Source organism: Photobacterium sp. WH24, from assembly GCF_019204055.1.
Classification (GTDB): domain Bacteria; phylum Pseudomonadota; class Gammaproteobacteria; order Enterobacterales; family Vibrionaceae; genus Photobacterium; species Photobacterium arenosum.
Map to the genome: position 1 here is coordinate 224,807 of NZ_JAGSOZ010000001.1, position 18,522 is coordinate 243,328.

General features: G+C 37.2%; 18 protein-coding genes. All 18 read left to right on the forward strand.

Translation table 11 applies throughout. From position 1 onward, the window contains the following. Nucleotides 1-148 precede the first annotated feature (148 nt). The 18 genes from KCG43_RS00945 (at nt 149) to KCG43_RS01030 (ending at nt 18,487) form a co-directional block, all read left to right on the forward strand. Entirely contained in the window at nt 149-2,308 is a 2,160-nt protein-coding gene (locus KCG43_RS00945) for a polysaccharide biosynthesis tyrosine autokinase (protein WP_218382819.1), read from the forward strand. Next, a complete protein-coding gene (locus tag KCG43_RS00950; protein ID WP_218382820.1) occupies nt 2,305-3,126 on the forward strand; it encodes an SMP-30/gluconolactonase/LRE family protein in 822 nt (273 codons plus the stop codon). The genes KCG43_RS00945 and KCG43_RS00950 overlap by 4 nt, the downstream gene beginning before the upstream one ends. Then, nucleotides 3,126-4,079 carry a glycosyltransferase family 2 protein gene (locus KCG43_RS00955; RefSeq protein ID WP_218382821.1) on the forward strand — a complete coding sequence of 318 codons (954 nt, stop codon included), beginning with the start codon at nt 3,126-3,128 and terminating at the stop codon, nt 4,077-4,079. Before KCG43_RS00950 ends, KCG43_RS00955 begins: the two co-directional genes overlap by 1 nt. Then, nucleotides 4,030-4,707 (forward strand): acylneuraminate cytidylyltransferase family protein, encoded by a 678-nt coding sequence (locus tag KCG43_RS00960; protein WP_218382822.1) that lies wholly within the window; start codon nt 4,030-4,032, stop codon nt 4,705-4,707. The genes KCG43_RS00955 and KCG43_RS00960 overlap by 50 nt, the downstream gene beginning before the upstream one ends. Before the next feature lie 14 nt (nt 4,708-4,721). Then, nucleotides 4,722-5,654, forward strand: coding sequence for a phosphoglycerate dehydrogenase (locus KCG43_RS00965; protein ID WP_218382823.1), 933 nt, complete (start codon nt 4,722-4,724; stop codon nt 5,652-5,654). Then, entirely contained in the window at nt 5,651-6,385 is a 735-nt protein-coding gene (locus KCG43_RS00970) for an SDR family NAD(P)-dependent oxidoreductase (protein WP_218382825.1), read from the forward strand. Before KCG43_RS00965 ends, KCG43_RS00970 begins: the two co-directional genes overlap by 4 nt. A gap of 52 nt (nt 6,386-6,437) precedes the next feature. After that, entirely contained in the window at nt 6,438-7,814 is a 1,377-nt protein-coding gene (locus KCG43_RS00975) for a hypothetical protein (protein ID WP_218382826.1), read from the forward strand. After that, nucleotides 7,801-8,874 carry a hypothetical protein gene (locus KCG43_RS00980; RefSeq protein ID WP_218382827.1) on the forward strand — a complete coding sequence of 358 codons (1,074 nt, stop codon included), beginning with the start codon at nt 7,801-7,803 and terminating at the stop codon, nt 8,872-8,874. Before KCG43_RS00975 ends, KCG43_RS00980 begins: the two co-directional genes overlap by 14 nt. A 1-nt stretch (nt 8,875) precedes the next feature. Continuing rightward, nucleotides 8,876-9,979, forward strand: coding sequence for a hypothetical protein (locus tag KCG43_RS00985; RefSeq protein ID WP_218382828.1), 1,104 nt, complete (start codon nt 8,876-8,878; stop codon nt 9,977-9,979). Nucleotide 9,980: 1 nt separating this feature from the next. Then, complete coding sequence (locus KCG43_RS00990; protein WP_218382829.1) at nt 9,981-10,895, forward strand: glycosyltransferase family 2 protein; 915 nt, start codon at nt 9,981-9,983, stop codon at nt 10,893-10,895. 6 nt (nt 10,896-10,901) lie between these two features. Continuing rightward, nucleotides 10,902-11,957, forward strand: coding sequence for a glycosyltransferase family 4 protein (locus KCG43_RS00995; protein WP_218382830.1), 1,056 nt, complete (start codon nt 10,902-10,904; stop codon nt 11,955-11,957). Nucleotides 11,958-11,976: 19 nt separating this feature from the next. Continuing rightward, nucleotides 11,977-13,044 (forward strand): dTDP-glucose 4,6-dehydratase, encoded by a 1,068-nt coding sequence (rfbB, locus tag KCG43_RS01000; RefSeq protein WP_218382832.1) that lies wholly within the window; start codon nt 11,977-11,979, stop codon nt 13,042-13,044. Beyond that, on the forward strand, nt 13,041-13,922 hold the full coding sequence (gene rfbA / locus KCG43_RS01005; RefSeq protein ID WP_218382833.1) for a glucose-1-phosphate thymidylyltransferase RfbA: 882 nt from the start codon (nt 13,041-13,043) through the stop codon (nt 13,920-13,922). Before rfbB ends, rfbA begins: the two co-directional genes overlap by 4 nt. A 15-nt stretch (nt 13,923-13,937) precedes the next feature. Next, nucleotides 13,938-14,807: a dTDP-4-dehydrorhamnose reductase gene (gene rfbD, locus KCG43_RS01010; RefSeq protein WP_218382834.1), complete on the forward strand. Its 870-nt coding sequence runs from the start codon at nt 13,938-13,940 to the stop codon at nt 14,805-14,807. A gap of 1 nt (nt 14,808) precedes the next feature. Beyond that, entirely contained in the window at nt 14,809-15,360 is a 552-nt protein-coding gene (rfbC, locus tag KCG43_RS01015; protein ID WP_218382835.1) for a dTDP-4-dehydrorhamnose 3,5-epimerase, read from the forward strand. Next, a complete protein-coding gene (locus tag KCG43_RS01020) occupies nt 15,357-16,136 on the forward strand; it encodes a glycosyltransferase family 2 protein (RefSeq protein WP_218382836.1) in 780 nt (259 codons plus the stop codon). The genes rfbC and KCG43_RS01020 overlap by 4 nt, the downstream gene beginning before the upstream one ends. 76 nt (nt 16,137-16,212) lie before the next feature. Then, nucleotides 16,213-17,304, forward strand: a complete 1,092-nt coding sequence (wecA, locus tag KCG43_RS01025; RefSeq protein ID WP_218382837.1) for a UDP-N-acetylglucosamine--undecaprenyl-phosphate N-acetylglucosaminephosphotransferase — start codon at nt 16,213-16,215, stop codon at nt 17,302-17,304. Between the two features lie 181 nt (nt 17,305-17,485). Next, the gene (locus KCG43_RS01030) at nt 17,486-18,487 is read left to right on the forward strand and encodes an acyltransferase (RefSeq protein ID WP_218382838.1); all 1,002 of its coding nucleotides are present in this window, start codon (nt 17,486-17,488) and stop codon (nt 18,485-18,487) included. Nucleotides 18,488-18,522 lie beyond the last annotated feature (35 nt).

The window sequence follows — 18,522 nt, forward strand, 5'->3', positions numbered from 1 at the left end:
TGGCGTCAGTTTTTACAGACTGATGTTTACAGAGTGATGCTTAGAGAGTGATCAATAACTGTCGGTTTGAACCCTGAGCGACAGTAATTAAGACAGGGAAGATCACCATGACATCCACCATCATGAGTAGCCTGAGTAGATAGACACTATGACTGTTTCGCAACAAGTGTCGGTGAAACAATCCGACTCCGACGAGATTGATCTGGGCAAGCTGTTTGGCATTTTGCTGGACAGGCGCTGGACCATTATCGCCATTACGTTCGCCTTTGCGGTTGCAGGCATTGCTTATGCGCTGTTAGCGACGCCCATCTATAAAGCCGATGCCCTGCTGCAGGTTGAAGAGAAAAGCAATGGCCTGTCTGCTCTGGGCGAGATGGGGGATTTATTTTCGAGTGAGTCCTCCTCCAGTACCGAAATTGAGATTATTCGCTCGCGCATGATCCTCGGCAAAACCGTGGACAAACTCAACCTGACTACACTGGCAGAACCTGCTGCGTTGCCTTTGATTGGTAAGGGCTTAAATCGTCTGACCGGCAATAAAGACAGTATTGCGATCAGTCGATTTGATATCCCTCAGGGCACAGAAGAGCCGGTGTATACCCTGGTGGTGGATGACCCGGACAGCGGGACTTATATCCTGTTCGACAGTGAAGAGCAGAAAGTTTTATCGGGTAAAGTCGGCGAGTTGGCGACATCCGGTGAGTATCAGCTTTTTGTCTCGGAGCTGATTAGCGAACAGGCAGGGACAGAGTTTAGTATCAGCAAACGTTCACGCTTAGATACCATCCAGTGGATTCAGCAGAGCCTGTCAGTCTCGGAGCGCGGTAAGCAAACCGGTATTTTGCAACTCTCCTTCACGGGGGCAGACAAAGCGCAGAATACCGCGATTTTGAATGACATCAGCCAGAACTATTTTCTGCAGAACGTGGCCCGTAATTCAGCCGAAGCGGAAAAGAGTCTGGAATTTTTACGCGGTCACCTGCCGGATGTCAAAGTACACCTGACCAAAGCCGAAGACGAGCTGAACCAGTTCCGCCAGGCCAACGATTCGATTGATCTGGGGCTGGAAGCTAAATCGACCCTGGATGTGATGGTCACTCTGGAGTCCCAGCTCAATGAGCTGACCTTTAAAGAAAGTGAAATTTCCCAGCGCTTCACCAAAGAGCACCCAGCTTATATTGCGCTGCTGGATAAGCGTAAAACTTTACTTGGCGAGCGCGAGAAACTCAACCGCCAGGTGCAAAAGCTGCCCAAAACCCAACGTGAAGTGTTGCGTTTAACCCGGGATGTGGAAGTCAACCAGCAAATCTACGTTCAGTTGCTGAACAAAGTGCAGGAACTCAATATCCTCAAAGCCAGTACGGTTGGTAATGTCCGCATTCTGGATGTCGCTCAGTCATATACAAACGCGATTAAGCCAAAGAAAGCCTTAATCGTGGTGTTAGCGACTTTGCTGGGCGGTATGCTGGCGGTGGCGTTAGTTTTGATACGCGCAGCGTTTCACCGCGGGGTGGAAAACCCGGATGAAATTGAAGCCATTGGTTTACCTGTTTATGCCAGTATTCCGCTGTCGGACTGGCAAAGCGATATGGAAAAGAAACAGAAAACTAAACGGCAGCTCACCGTGGAAGAGAGTTTATTGGCAGTGGCGAACCCGGCGGACCTGTCGATTGAAGCGCTGCGCAGTCTGCGCACCAGCCTGCATTTTGCCATGATGGAAGCCAAAAACAATATCCTGATGATCTCCGGCCCCAGCCCGGGCATTGGTAAGTCGTTTGTGTCATCCAATATGGCCGCGGTAATAGCCAAAACCGGCCAGCGTGTGTTGCTGATCGATGCCGATATGCGTAAAGGCCGGCTGGAAAAGAACATGGCGGTCACTCACACACCGGGACTGTCGAGCTATCTGGTTGATAAAGCTGCTATAGAAGAGGTTATCAAGCAACCTGGTGTGGACAATCTGGATTTTATCGGCCGCGGCGAAGTGCCGCCTAACCCGTCTGAACTCTTGATGCACCCAAGATTTAAGAAATTGTTAGACTGGGCCTCGGACAATTACGACATTGTGGTGGTGGATACCCCGCCAATTCTGGCAGTGACCGATCCGGCTATAGTGGGTGCCCATGCTGGTACGACTTTGCTGGTCGGCCGTTTTGGTCAGAACGCGGTGAAAGAGATTGAAGTGACCAAGCAACGCTTTGAGCAAAATGGCATTGAAGTGAAAGGCTTTATTCTCAATGCGGTACTGCGAACCGCGAGTTCGCATTACAGCGGTGGTTATTACAACTATAGTTATGAATCAAAATGATTAGAGTAATAAATAGCAAAAACCTGCTAGGTGAAGGGATATACTTCAAAAATGAAGTACTTTACTGGTTAGATATAGAGAGAAAAGCGATTAATTTTGTCAATATAAACAAAATTAATCAGATTGAAACAGTTCATTTACCTGAAATGGTGAGTGTCATTTTTGATGTATCTGACAATTGGGTTACTGTTGGTTCTGAAAGTGGAATTGTAGATATTAATCTTTTAGATAGCACCTGGAAGGTAAGAACAAAAGAATTTAGGTTGGATCATACAATGAGGTTGAATGATGGCATTCAATCTCAGGGAATATACCTGTTTGGGAGTATGGAAAAAAAACCTACAGGTTTAAATGGTAGTTTATATCTATCTAATGGACAAGATGTCAAAATAATCGATCAAGATATAGGCATACCCAACAGTTTTGTTCAAATATCTGAAAGTGAGTTTCTAATTTCTGATTCATTTGAAAAAATAATATACCGATATGAAATAGATTTTATAAAGAAAGAAGTGATAAAAAAATGTGTTTGGAATGATTTTAGTAGTGAATGTTTTACTCCGGATGGCGGTGATATTAATTCAAAAAATGAAATATATATAGCTATGTGGGGAGGTTCGGGTATTTATAAGTTTGATATTAGCGGTACCCTGATTGGTAAAATTGATATTCCTGCTTTACAACCAACCAATTGTTGCTTTTCTGAAGATGAGAAAACCATCTATGTGACATCAGCAACCACAGGGTTAAAAGAAAACGATATTAATGAGTATCCATTATCAGGTTCAGTATTTTTGATAGATATGGAGAGCATTTGATGCCATTAGTAAGTGTTGTAATTCGAACGTTAAATGAAGAAAGGCATTTAGAAGAGCTTCTAAATTCAATATCAAATCAGAAGTCTGATTTATTTGATATTGAAATAGTAGTTGTAGATTCTGGCTCAACAGATAAAACATTGGATATAGCGAAAGCTTATAAAGCAAGAATTACATATATCAAAAAAAGTGAATTTACTTTTGGTCGGTCACTAAACATAGGCTGTGAATTTGCTCAGGGAGATTATCTTGCTTTCGTTAGCGGACATTGTATACCGGCGAATGACAATTGGATTCATGAATTGGTACTTCCATTGTATGAAGGTGTCGTAAGCTATACTTATGGACGTCAGTTAGGTCGCGATACAACGAAGTTTAGTGAGCAGCAACTGTTTGATAAATATTTCCCAGCAAAGTCAAAGATTCCTCAAGTGGGATTTTTTTGTAATAATGCTAACTCAGCCATAAGAAAAGATATATGGAATAAGTTTAAGTTTGATGAAACTTTAACTGGCCTTGAGGATATGTATCTTGCTAAGCAGTTAGTAGATGAAAATGAAAGAATTGGTTACGTATCCGGTGCTGCCGTTTACCATATTCATGATGAAACATGGTCGCAGGTTAAAATACGCTATGAACGAGAAGCTATAGCATTACAAAAAATATTGCCAGAATTACACTTTAGTATTAAGGATCTATTTTCTTTCATTTTTGTCGCAGTTTTGAAAGACTGCAAAGAAGCATTCAAACGTGGGATTTTATCATCAGAACTGACATCAATAATAAGGTTTAGATTCGCACAGTATTATGGTGCATATTGTGGGAATCATATCCATCGTCAGTTATCTCATGAAATGAAAATAAAATATTTCTATCCTCGTATTACAAGTATGGATGTTACTCATGAAAAAAAAGAAAATCGTAGCTTTGCTTCCAATGAAAGCAAACAGTGAGCGAGTCAAAGGTAAGAATTTTAAATTACTTGCGAACAAACCATTATTTCAATGGATATTAGATTCATTGCTTGAAATAAAAGAAATTGACCAAGTAATAATTAATACTGATGCGCGAGAAATACTTATTGAAAATGGATTGGAAGAGTCCGATCGCGTAGTAATTCGGGATCGAAAACCTGAATTATGTGGTGATTTCACTAGTATGAATGCGATATTAGAAGATGATATTAAGCATAATGATGCTGATATTTATTTAATGACACATACAACGAATCCACTTCTAAGTAGTGCTACAATTAAACATGCAATTGATGAATTTGAAAAAAATGAAGATGCAGATTCTTTGTTTACAGTAAATAAAGTACAAACTAGATTTTATACAGAAGAACTAGTACCTGTTAATCATAATCCTCAAGAATTAATTAGAACGCAAGATTTAGAACCTTGGTATGAAGAAAACTCCTGTTTATATATTTTTACAAGAGATAGTTTTTCTGCAACAAATGCAAGGATTGGGGTTTCGCCGCTTAAGTTCGTAACATCAAAATTAGAATCTGTTGATATAGATGAGCCTGAAGACTGGTACTTAGCAGAAGCGCTAGCAGAAAAACAATTGAAAAAATAACAATAGGAAAAATTATGAAAGTATTAGTAACTTGCCCACCAATGTTGGGCATGAAAGATCAGTTTCTTCCCTACTTAGAAAGTTTTGACGTAGATGTGACATGCGCAGAGGTTATACAAACACTTAGCGAAGATGAGTTGATTAAATTACTACCAGAATTTGATGGTTGGATTATAGGAGATGATCCTGCTACTAAACAGGTATTTGAAGCTGGTAAGAAGGGGAACTTAAAAGCTGCAGTTAAGTGGGGGATCGGTGTTGATAATGTCGATTTTGACGCGTGTACTGAACTAAATATCCCAATAATTAATACTCCGGACATGTTTGGAAAAGAAGTTGCTGACATCGGTGTTGGCTATTTAATTGCATTGGCACGAGAAACATTTTTTATAGATCGAGAAGTTAGAAAAGGTAACTGGCCAAAAAATAGAGGTATATCAATATCTGAAAAAACAGTAGGTTTAGTTGGATATGGTGATATAGGGAAGAATACGGCCGAACGTCTTCTGGCTTTAGGAATGAATGTTATCGTTTATGATCCAGCTATTAAAGAAGTAGAAGATGACAGGATTAAAATAAACACCTGGCCAGAAAATTTAAATGAATGTGACTTTATTTTGTTTACATGTTCATTAAATAAACATAATTTCCATATGCTTGATAGTGATATTTTGGGCTTATGTAAAGATGGTGTAAGAATAATCAATGTTGCTAGGGGACCTTTAATTGATGAGATGGCACTATGCCAAGCATTGAAAACTGGTAAGGTACACTCAGCAGCATTAGATGTCTTTGAGGTAGAGCCTTTACCAATGAATAGTTATTTACGTGAGCATCCGCTTTGTATTTTTGGATCACATAACAGCTCAAATACATCAGATGCTGTAGAAAGAACAAATATAGTTGCAATTGATAGGTTAGTTGATTTCCTCGGGTTGAAAAAATGAATGCTGTAATTGTGACTGGCTCTAATGGTGGAATTGGAACCGCCATTTGTAATATGCTGAAAAACTCAGGCTATTATGTTGTCGGGATAGATAGAAAAGCAGATATTAATGGTCTAGATGGCTTTATTGAGCTTGATATAAGGGATATTGTGGTTAACGCGAGTGGCCGAGATATTTTTATATCAAATCTTGAGAACGAATTAAATGGGTATCAGTTAAAAGCGCTGATAAATAACGCTGCCGTTCAAATACTCTCAAGTTTTGAAGAGCTTAAAGTTGAAGATTTTATTGAAACTATTGATACTAACTTAAATGCCCCATTGATTCTTGGAAAGTTATTGTTTCCAAAACTAAAAGCATCTAAAGGCTCTATTGTCAACATTGGTAGCATACATTCAAAATTGACTAAACCTGGTTTTGTCTCTTATGCAACAAGTAAAACGGCTCTTCTTGGTTTAACTCAAGCGTTAGCAGTTGACTCAGGACATGTAATCAGAGTGAATGCTATACAACCAGCTGCAACTGCCACTGAAATGTTACTGGATGGGTTTAAAGAAAATCCAGATGCGTTTGAAATATTGAAAGGGTTTCACCCAACAAGAACAATAGCTACGCCATCTGAGATAGCTGAAGCGGTTAAATTCGTAATATCAGATAGTTGTCAGTTCCTAAATGGTTCTGTCATTGATATAAATGGTGGAATTGGCTCTAGATTGCATGATCCTGTCTAAATTTAAATATACTCTCACCAAGGTGTACCACTCACCCACAATTATGACGTGGGTGAGCTTGTTATCTAAGACACTTGGATTAGCACTATTACTTCCACTCATACTCACCCATTTCTCGCCAGAAGATATAGTGCTTTGGTATACATTTACTACAATGTTAGGTATCTGTTTACTTTTTGATATCGGTTTTACTCCTACTTTCATTAGATTAGTCTCTTATGTAAAAGGAGGTGCTAAAGTTGAACAAGCTGCTTTTGGTATAAAAAATCAAAAAATAGCAACAAATGTTGAAGTTAGAAAGGAATTTAATAAACTATTTAACTTGCTGAATGACATATATATGAAAATTTCATTTATATCGTTATTAATAATGTTGACCATAGGGAGTCTCCTGGTTGTAAAACCAATGACTAATAGTAGCTCTATTCCTTATTCAATATCAGCTTGGATAATATTATGTATGACATCTGCGGCTTTACTTTATGGCAATAAATTTATTGCTATATTACAAGGTTGGGGTTACGTTGCTGATAGTCAACGTAGTATTATGCTATCATCAGTCTTGGCGACTATAGCAGCATCTATATGCGTTTTGATGAGACTAAATATTTTTTGGGTGATTTTTGTATATCAAATTTCAACATTGTTATCTGTCTTTATTAACTTCAATTACATTAAGAAATATCAATTGGATCATAAAAATCTTACTTTAGGTTCAATTGATAACCCTCAATCAGTTAAGAAAAAGATCTATATGACAGCTGGGAAAAGTGCAGTTGGAATACTAATGTCTGTTGGGCTAGTACACCTCAGCGGTATTGGTGCTGCTAATTTCTTGTCAACAACTGATGCTGCCGTATATCTTTTTTCATTACAAATCATAAGAGCTATAAGCACTTTTTCTCAAGCTCCATTTTATACAAAGATTCCTATCATGGCTTCGTTGTATATTAATCATTCTGAGAAGAAATTGATAACATTAGCTGGTAAGTCTCAGTTATACGCTATACTAATTTTTTCTTTTGGATGTTTGTTTTCATATTTTATTTTTCCATTTGTTGATAATGTCATTTCGCTTAACACTAAGATGCCATCAGCTATTTTCTGGCTACTATTAACTATTGCATTTCTTATAGAGCGGACTGGAGCGATGCACATTCAATTATATAGTCTTACAAATAACATCATCTGGCATACTGCTAATGGTTTTACAGGTTTGGCGATGATAATTATTTTCGCTTTATCATATAAGACGATAGGGATTTATGCCTTTCCTATCTCGATGATTGTAGCATACTTGTTTATTTATTTGCCGATGGCTAGTTTTTATGCTGTTAGAGTTGTCGGTACTAATTATGTGTATAAGAACATATTTATTTCTTTTTCAATTATTAGCTTATTAGGTTTATTATCATATGTTAGTAAATAAGCCCTGTGTTTTTTATTTAGGAAGTGATACTTTAGTTTATCTATTTAAAAATGTTTTATTGGAAATGTTAGAACTTAATGATATTTATGTTTCATTCCCGATTGTTAAAGATGAAGGAGCCAAAGAGGCATTTTTGAAGCTGTTTCCAGGTAAGAGCAGTCGTATAAAAAATCCAGTGGAGATTTTTTTTAAATTGAAAAATAAAAATGCTGCTTTTATTGTTGGGAATGATTGGGGAGCAGAAGTTAAATTGCTTATAAAGTTAGCACGTAAATTAAATATTGTTAGTGTGGCTTTGCAAGAATCTGTCGTTGATTTATCCAATACGAGTAATAGATATTTGTTTTCAGATATGGTTTTCGCTCAAGGGATAATATCGAAAGAACTCATGAGGCGGTCTAATGTAGAAATAACTGGTAACCCAAGATATGAAAGCTTATCTTATCATCACGGAAATACCAATGGTGCACTAATTAATTGTAATTTTACTTATGGTATATTTGAAGATGTGAGGGATGACTGGATAAAATCTGTATCGCATGCATTAAAAAATACTCGAGTAGAATTTAAAATATCGAAACATCCGAGAGATTTTTCAAATTTAGAGGGGTTGGAAAATTATGTTATTCCTTCACACGCAGGTGTAGTGCACAAACAAGTTATAAATTCAAAGTTTTTAATTACGAGATTTAGTTCGTTAATACATGAAGCCTTATTATTAGGAAGACCCGTTATTTATTACAATCCTCATAATGAAAATATGGGGTATGAATTTAAACCTGACGGGATTGTTTTGATTGAAGCTAAAAACCAAGAGGAACTTGAAAATGCAATATGCCATATAAACACATATGATTTTCAGGTATCCGACTTTCAAAATTACATTTCCCCACATTTAGCTAACAGTTACTCTATTTCTGAACCTCCGTCTTCAGTGGTTGTCAAAAAAATCTTAAGTTTGAAGCATAGTTATGCTGGTCAAGCAGAAATACAAGTAATTCGGGAAATGTATATTCTCTTGAAAGAGTTTATATACAAAAAACTTAAGGTGAAAAAGTAAAATGAATCAGCTTGTTTTAAAAATGCTGCTGCTTTTTTCTGGTTTTTATCTTGCTGGGGTTACATCATTGAGCCCTATTTATTTCATTTTTAGTTTAGTTTTGTTTTTTACTTTGATTACAGTGTTTACACGGAACTACATTTTAAGTGAAAAGTATATTTTATTCTGTTTGATTCCATCGGTTTCTTTCTTTTATCAATACCTATTGACAACTCCATCTTTAGCCACGGGGGTTATTATTAACTTCGTGTATGCCCTTTTATTAATGCTTCATCTAAAAAAAGCTGTTTTAACAGATAAGATTTTACTTAGTTTCATTGTAATTAATTTGCTATATTGCTTATTGGATGGTTTTTGGAGGGTCTTACATCCTGATACCTCCGTAGATGCAAATAAACTAGCTGAGCTTGGTCTATCTTTTCATATTTATAAAACCAATAGTTTGATGTATATTGATTCAAATACTGTTGGTCTTCAAGTTGTTGCATTTTTGGCATTTTACTATTGGTTGGTAATAAGTAATCATGCCAAGTTTTCATTTTATATATTTTTGCTTGCTTCAGTAGCTGTTTTTTTGACTTTTTCACGGGCAGCTTATGCGGGTTATATTTTTCTTCAAATAATCATGGTTTATTATAAAACAAAGTGGATGCGTTACTTATTATTGATATCTGTTCCGATTTCAATGTTGTTTTTGATTGGGCAGGCAGAAAAGTGGTTGTTGTCTGATTATAGTTTTCTCAGTAAGTTTAAGATAATATCTCTAACCTTTGATTATTTAAGCAACGTCGATTTTTTTACAGCTTTAATTGGTGTTGGGGCTGGTAATGGTGAGTATGCAATCGGTATGGGTACTCATAATATATTTGTAACATGGGTTGTCGAGTTAGGTTTCATCGGTGCATTCGTATATACTTCGTTCTTTTTGTATTTTTGTCTTTTTGTCCGGAATAAGGTTTATATGATTTTATTACCGATTTTCCTTGTTGGATCATCGGCTTCATCATTAGCAATACCTTATGTTTTTTGCATGATGGTCCTTGCAAAACACTTAAAAGAGAATAGATTAGGGGTTAATATGAGTGATAGGGTTGGTGTAAGGTAATATGATTAGTGTTTTAATTCCTGCATATAATGTTTCTCCATTTATAGAAGATGCAATTAATAGTATTATATATCAATCTTACACCAATCTTGAAATCATTATTATTGATGATTGCTCAACTGATGACACATATCAGAAATGCATGGCTCTAAAGAAAAATGATTCTAGAATTCTTGTTTTTAAAAATGATGTTAATAGTGGGATAGCTTATACATTAAACAGGGCTCTAGATTTAGCTTCTGGTGAGTTCATAGTTAGAATGGATGCTGATGATATCTGTGATAGCGAGAGAGTTGAAAAGTTATATAATTTTTTACAGGATAACCCAAATATAGATTTAGTAGGAAGCTATACAAAAACTATAGATGAGAATAATAAAGTCATAGGGCAGTATGAGCCTTTGATTAAACATTCAGACTTGGTTAACACTTGTACCTGGGCGACACCAGTACTGCACATTTGGATGTGTAGAAAAAGCTTATACGATGAAGTTGGGAAGTATCGATTTCCTCCAGTTGAAGATTATGATTTTTTATTAAGATGTATAAGTAAAGGTTTTAAATTACATAATTATCCGGAACCACTTTATAGTGTAAGAGTTAGAGGGGGTAATACAGTTGATACATATGGATATAAACAATTAAAATCTTTCGAGAAAGTTTGTAATGCTTACAAGAGCTCTATATTACTACAAAAAAGTTTTGATTTAAACTGTGATGATAATAATGTAATTCAAAAAAAGCTTTACGAAATATCAAGGAAAACCTTAGAAAAAGGAAGTAAAAGTTATCATAGTAATTGTAAGTTGATCGGTGTTTGTCTGTTTTTACTTTCTGCTTTAATATCTCCTTTCCAGTTTAAATATCTGTATAGGCGCTTTCGAATTTCGCTCTATAAAAAGATTTCAAATAGGTAGAATTATATGCGTATTGCTTTCGTATTACCATCATTAGCTAATCGTGGTCCAATCGTTTTCACTAAGTACTTAATTGACGAGTTAAGTAAAATATCTTCTAGGATTGATGTTTATTATTTTGATGATGTTGATGAGAAAACAATAAATTTAGGTTGTTCCTGTAAGAAAATATCAATTTTTGAACCGTTTGATTTTGAATGTTACGATATAATCCATACAACAATGTTACGGCCTGATTTTTATGGGATTCTCCATAAAGCTAAAATAAAAAGATCTGGAGCCAAAGTTGTGACTGGGATTCATAATGAAATTAAAAAAGACATGTGCTTTACATATGGCTCCATAAAGGGAGGTGCTATTTCATTTGTCTGGGTATACTTGTTGCGTTGGTTTGATGGTGTAATATTTTCCTCTAAGAAAATGAGGGAGTATTATTTATCTTCACTTCATTTAAATAATGAGATTGTTATACCGTATGGTATATCAAAAGCATGTGCTGATAACTCATTAAAGAACAGTGAATTAGAAGAGATTTCAAGTAAGTATACTGTAATTGGCGCAGTTGGGCATTTAATAAATCGGAAAGGTTTTCATCAAATAATAAACTCTCTGGTTAGTTTGAAAGAACATGCATTAATTATTGTTGGTGATGGTCCAGAATTAAATGATCTAAAAAAATTAGTTGCTGATAATGGACTGGAGTGTCGAGTTGTTTTTGTTGGTTTTGTCAACAACTCAATAAGTTATTATAAATATTTTGATATTTATTGCATGTCTTCATATTCAGAAGGTTTTGGACTCGCAATGTTAGAGGCTTTATCATTCAAACTACCATTGGTTTGTAGTAATCTTGATATTTATAAAGGTTTTTTTTGCAATGATGATGTAGGTTTGTTTAATTTGGATGATACTGAATCTCTAACTTCTGCAATCACGACAGTTACAAATAATTTAAATTATTATGCTCAGTCGTCATATAATTTGTATGGGCGTTTTTTTACATCCAAAGTCATGGCTGAAAGACATTTGGATTATTATATTTCATTGCAGTCAAAATCCTAAGGAGCTTATAAGTTTTAATATGAAAATTCTAATAACAGGTGGTGCTGGTTTCATAGGGTCAGCCGTTGTTCGTCATATTATCCAATACACTGAAAACAGTGTGATTAACCTGGATAAGCTGACTTATGCAGGTAATCTGGAATCGCTCAGCGAAGTGTCTGATAATGAGCGCTATCGCTTCGAGCAAGCCGATATTTGCGATAGAGCGGCTCTGGAAAATGTGTTTGCAAAATATCAACCAGATTTAGTCATGCACTTAGCGGCTGAAAGCCATGTTGACCGTTCGATTGATGGTCCAGCTGCGTTTATTGAAACCAACATCATGGGCACCTATAACCTGTTGGAAGTGTCGCGCGCTTATTGGAACAAGCTGGACGATGCACGTAAAACGGCTTTTCGTTTCCACCATATTTCGACCGATGAAGTGTACGGTGATCTAGAAGGTACTACCGAGCTGTTCACTGAAGCCACGTCTTACAAACCAAGTAGCCCGTATTCTGCCTCTAAGGCTTCAAGCGATCATCTGGTTCGTGCCTGGCTGCGGACCTATGGCTTCCCGACCATAGTCACTAATTGTTCCAATAATTATGGTCCTTACCATTTTCCTGAAAAGCTGATCCCGCTGATGATTTTGAATGCATTAGACGGAAAGCCTCTGCCTGTTTACGGTGATGGTATGCAGATTCGAGACTGGTTGTTTGTCGAAGATCATGCACGAGCACTTTATAAAGTAGTCACTGAAGGTGAAATCGGCGAAACCTACAATATTGGTGGTCATAACGAGAAAGCCAATATCGAAGTGGTGAAGACGCTATGTGCGTTGCTTGAAGAACTGGTTCCAGAGAAACCTGTTGGTGTAGTGTCTTACGAATCGTTGATCACCTACGTGGCTGATCGCCCTGGACATGATGTTCGCTATGCAATTGATGCCAGTAAAATAGAGCGTGAATTGGGCTGGACGCCAGAAGAAACATTTGAAACGGGTTTGCGTAAAACCGTTGAGTGGTACCTGAATAATAAAACCTGGTGGCAACGTGTGCTGGATGGTTCTTACAGCATGGAACGTATGGGAGTAACCGCATCATGAAAGGGATAATTTTAGCTGGCGGTTCGGGTACACGTCTATATCCAATCACTCGTGGTGTGTCTAAGCAGTTGTTACCTGTTTATGATAAACCGATGATTTATTATCCCCTTTCAACGCTGATGTTGGCAGGGGTACGCGATATCCTGATTATTACTACGCCGGAAGATAATGAATCCTTTAAACGCCTGCTGGGTGATGGTTCAGATTTTGGGATTAATCTGCAATATGCCGTGCAATCAAGTCCGGATGGCCTGGCACAAGCCTTTATAATCGGCGAAGAATTTATTGCCGGAGACAGTTGTTGTCTGGTGCTTGGCGATAATATCTTCTATGGTCAGTCATTTTCTAAAACACTGAAGCATGCTGCACAGCGAGAGCATGGCGCCACTGTATTTGGTTATCAGGTTAAAGACCCAGAACGCTTCGGTGTGGTTGAGTTTGATGACCAAATGAAAGCTGTCTCTATTGAAGAGAAGCCTCAAGAGCCTAAGTCTGATTATGCTGTGACTGGCTTGTATTTTTATGACAACCGTGTTGTTGATTTTGCAAAGAAAGTTGAACCATCCGAGCGTGGTGAGTTGGAAATTACCTCAATCAATCAGATGTATCTGGAAGATGACAGCCTGAATGTCGAACTGTTAGGCCGTGGCTTTGCCTGGTTGGACACAGGAACACATGAAAGCCTGCACGAAGCTTCATCATTTGTTCAGACCATTGAGCATGTCCAGGGGCTGAAAGTCGCGTGCCTGGAAGAAATTGCCTGGCGCAATAACTGGCTCAATGACTTACAAATGCTGGAGATTGCAAGACCAATGCTTAAGAATGAATACGGTCAATATTTGAAGCGACTCATTGACGAAAAATTTAAGTATCAATAAGGATTGTCAGCCAGCATGAAAATATTGATAACGGGTGCTAATGGTCAGGTGGGGCAGGCACTCGTCAATAAGCTTCAAGGGAAGGCTGAATTGCTCGCGTTGGCACGCGAGCAATTGAATATTACCTGTGAAGTCGATGTAAACGCACAAATTCATGATTTTTTACCGGATGTAATTATCAATGCGGCTGCATATACCACAGTAGATAAAGCCGAACAAGAACAGGATCTGGCTCATCAAATTAACGCGCTTGGACCAGAATATTTGGCAAAAGCCGCGGAAAGCATCAATGCAGCATTGCTACACATATCTACCGATTATGTGTTTTCTGGAGATAAGCAAGATAGTTACAGCGAGCAAGACTTGAGCAACCCGCAAAGCGTTTATGGTGCATCCAAGTTAGCTGGCGAAAATGCAGTTGCTAAGTTTTGCTCAAAACATATTATCTTGCGTACCGCCTGGGTGTTTCATGAAAATGGCGCCAATTTCGTGAAAACCATGCTTCGCTTAGGCAAAGAGCGAGATAAACTGAGTGTTGTCGATGATCAGTATGGTGGCCCAACCTATGCAGGTGATATTGCTAAAGCATTAATACAAATAGCACTGCATATTAGCAGCGGACAGCCAACAAGTTATGGTGTTTATCATTTTTCAGGTATGCCCCATGTAAGCTGGTTTGAGTTTGCTAATGTCATTTTTGATGCCGCAGTAAAACATCAGGTGATCGATAAGAAACCTCAGTTAAATGCAATTACGACTACTGAATTTCCTACTCCTGCGAAACGCCCAGCAAATTCCAAGCTAAATTGCGAAAAAATTCAGGATGAATTTGGGATTTATCCAAGCGATTGGGAAAATGCTTTAGAGCGAATTGAAGAATATTAATATGAAAGTTATAGATACAAAAATCCCTGATGTGAAAATTATTGAGCCTGCTGTATTTGGTGATGAACGTGGTTTTTTTATGGAAACCTGGCAGCAAAAAAAATTTGAAGAACTAGTTACAGGAAAGCCATGCCATTTTGTGCAGGATAACCACTCTAAGTCGAAAAAAGGTATCCTACGTGGGCTGCATTATCAAACAGAAAATACTCAAGGTAAGTTAGTTCGCGTGATTTCGGGTGAAGTTTATGATGTGGCAGTAGATGTCCGAAAAGACTCGTCAACCTTCGGGCAATGGGTTGGTGTTTACCTTTCTGCAGAAAATAAGCTCCAACTTTGGGTGCCAGAAGGTTTCGCCCACGGGTTTTATGTGACGAGTGATGAAGCAGAGTTTGTTTATAAATGTACGGATTATTATAATCCGAGTGCTGAAGTTACACTGAGCTGGAATGATGAAACTGTAAATGTAGCCTGGCCTTTGTCGGGTAAGCCAATCTTATCTCAAAAAGATGAAGGTGGGCTAGATTTCAAGGAATTAGAGACGTTTAAACTATGACTGTTTACTTATCGGTTGTATCTCATGGGCATGGTGAGTTAATTAGTCAAATTGATGTTTTATCAAAGATTAATCATGCTTACAAAGTGGTTGTTAAAAATAACAAGCAAGATATAGTCCTCATTGATTATTTGAAATCAAAAAATATAGAGTTTATTGATTCAGATTATTTTTTAGGTTTTGGAGAGAATAATAACTTGGTTTTTTCTTTTTGCCTGAAAAAATTAGGTATGAATGCTGATGATATCTTTATTGTGTTAAATCCTGATGTTGATGTGGATATATCTCAAATCGAAATGCTTGTGAATGAGATGAAGAAAAATGGTGATTCTTGTGTTGCTATAAATCTCTACAAATCATTTGAGAATAATATATCAGATAATTCCATTAGACAGTTCCCTTCCTTGATGACATTTGCAAGTTCTTTTTTAGGCCTTGGTAATGGTACTATTATCGATAAATCTTTAATCGATCATCCTTGTAAAGTGGATTGGGCTGCCGGGTCATTCCTAGCTTTTAATGCGTCACATTATAATAAACTGAAAGGGTTTGATGAAGGATACTTCATGTATTGTGAGGATGTTGACATTTGCTTTAGAAGTAAATTGTCTGGAACGCCTGTTAAATATTACCCGCATGTAAAGGCATTGCATTTAGCTAGGCATGCGAATAGACGCATTTTTTCAAAACATTTTTATTGGCATCTTAAGAGCGCATTAAGATTTATATTAACTAAGTATGGTTTGACTAGTAATAAATCCAGTTTGATTGACTAAATGTTATTTTTACTACGATTGGACTTTTGAGAGTTTGCCCACCTTTATATGCTTTGATTCTGATGATGAATTTATCATGACTTCTGCTTGTTTATTTGTTTTCCTGATGTCCTTTTGCAGCCTGTTTATCTGCCGTAAAGTGGCGAAATGGGTTGGACTGGTCGATGCGCCTAACGAACGAAAACACCATAAAGGTGTGATCCCGCTTGTGGGTGGTGTGTCGATCTTTGTTACTCTGGCGATAGCCTTTAGTTTTTTTGAACTGTTTCCGCAGAACCCCTGGTTGTATTTAAGCTGTGCCACTGTGTTGGTGGTTATCGGCGTGATTGATGACAGATACGACATCAGTTTTAAATTACGCTTGCTGGTACAGGCCTGTGTGTCGCTGGTGATGATTTTCATCGGCGATAAAAGCCTGCATTATCTGGGTTACATGTTGGGGGATTTTCCTCTCGATTTACCCGTAGTCGCCAGCACGCTGCTGACCATTTTTGCTGTTATTGGCGCGATTAACGCATTCAATATGGTTGATGGTATTGATGGCCTGTTAGGCGGCCTGGCATCGGTCAGTTTTGCGGCACTCGGTTATGTCTTCTATGTGTCGGGTAACACGGAATTGTTTGTTATCTGCACCATGATAGTTACCGCTATGGTTCCTTACATTCTGTTGAACCTCGGTTTTCCTCTGGGGCGCCGGTTTAAAGTCTTTATGGGTGATGCCGGCAGTATTTTCATTGGTTTTACTGTTATCTGGTTATTGCTGGAAGCGACCCAGAAGGGTGAGCTGAGTGCTATGCGCCCGGTCACTGCCTTGTGGTTAATTGCTTTACCATTAATGGATATGGCCACTATCATGATTCGCCGAATCCGCAAAGGCCAGTCACCCTTTAAGCCGGATCGCGAACACCTGCACCATATTTGCCAGCGCATTGGTTTGTCACCTTTCATTACCTTGGTAGTGATCTGTGGTGTGGCAGCCAGTATGGCAGGAATCGGCATTTGGTCTGACATGTTGCAGATTAACGAAACCCTGATGTTACTGAGCTTCATGATTATGTTTGGTGTGTATTTTTCCGTGATCAGCCATATCTGGCGCATTACCACCTGGATACACAAGCTGACTGGACGAACTCAAAAGGAGCCAGTAGAAAAGATGATATCAAAATAATAATAGAAAGAGTTTGTTAATATTTATGGTTATATTGATTCATTTTGTTGTTAATGTGATTTAAATTAAATCCTTACAAAAAGAAACTTTTTGATGTCAGTGACTTTTTGTTTAAATAATAGCTCACTAATGTTTATAGTGAGTTCTTAGGCCAATTATTATACTCTGATGGTGTGCCTTGATGGCTAATAATAACTTTGATTTTTTAAGAATAGCTCTTGCGGTGACTGTTTTTTACATGCATATGGGAATACTGGCTGATATAGATTTATTGTCGTATCTTCCTGGTGAGTTTTCAGTTAAATGTTTTTTTGTTATAAGTGGTTATCTGATTGTAAAAAGCTTCATAAGGAATCCTGAAATTTTTTCTTATTATAGGTCAAGATTCTTTAGGATATATCCCTTGTATTTTATTGTGGTTTCAGTGTGTTTCGTATTTGGTTACTTGAATTACTCTCAATCATTCGAAGCTTATATGAATGGTGGTGCAGAGAAGTATTTATTATCAAATTACATTTTTGCTAACTTCTTAGCTAGCACTCTACCAGGATTGTTTGAGAATAATGCAATGGCAGTTGTCAATGGTTCTCTTTGGACGATAAAGGTAGAAGTGATGTTTTATATATCTGTTCCTATTATTTATGGTTATTTAAATAAATATTTACAAGAGCGTATATTAACATGTGTAATTGCTGTTTTTTCCTTGTTGTCTTATTATGTCATTGGGCATCTAGTTGAGACTTATGGTCTTAATGCTAGTTTGAATAATCAGCTTCCATCGCTAATGTTATTCTTTATGGTAGGCGCGTTTTTTAATTTTTATAACTTTTCATTCTTAAATAAAAGTCATTTGCTTTTTATTATTCCGCTGTTATTTTTAATGGATGATTTTTATCTACTGTATTCATTGCTTGTTGGTTCTTTTGTTTATATAGTCGCTTTTGTTATTAAGCCTATTGTAATAAGAAAGGAAATTGGCGACATTTCGTACGGTATATATTTATGGCACTTTCCAGTCATACAGGTTGTTATCATGTATGGCTTATTTGATAACTTATATGTTGGTTTTGCCATCGCAAGTATTTCTGTGTTTTCCCTTTCATTATTTAGTTGGCATTTTATTGAATCAAAGTTGATAAAAAAGTCAAAAAAACATGTTATGCAAACTGATGTATTAAACTAATTTTCTGGAGTCTGTCTGTTTACCGTTAATCTAAT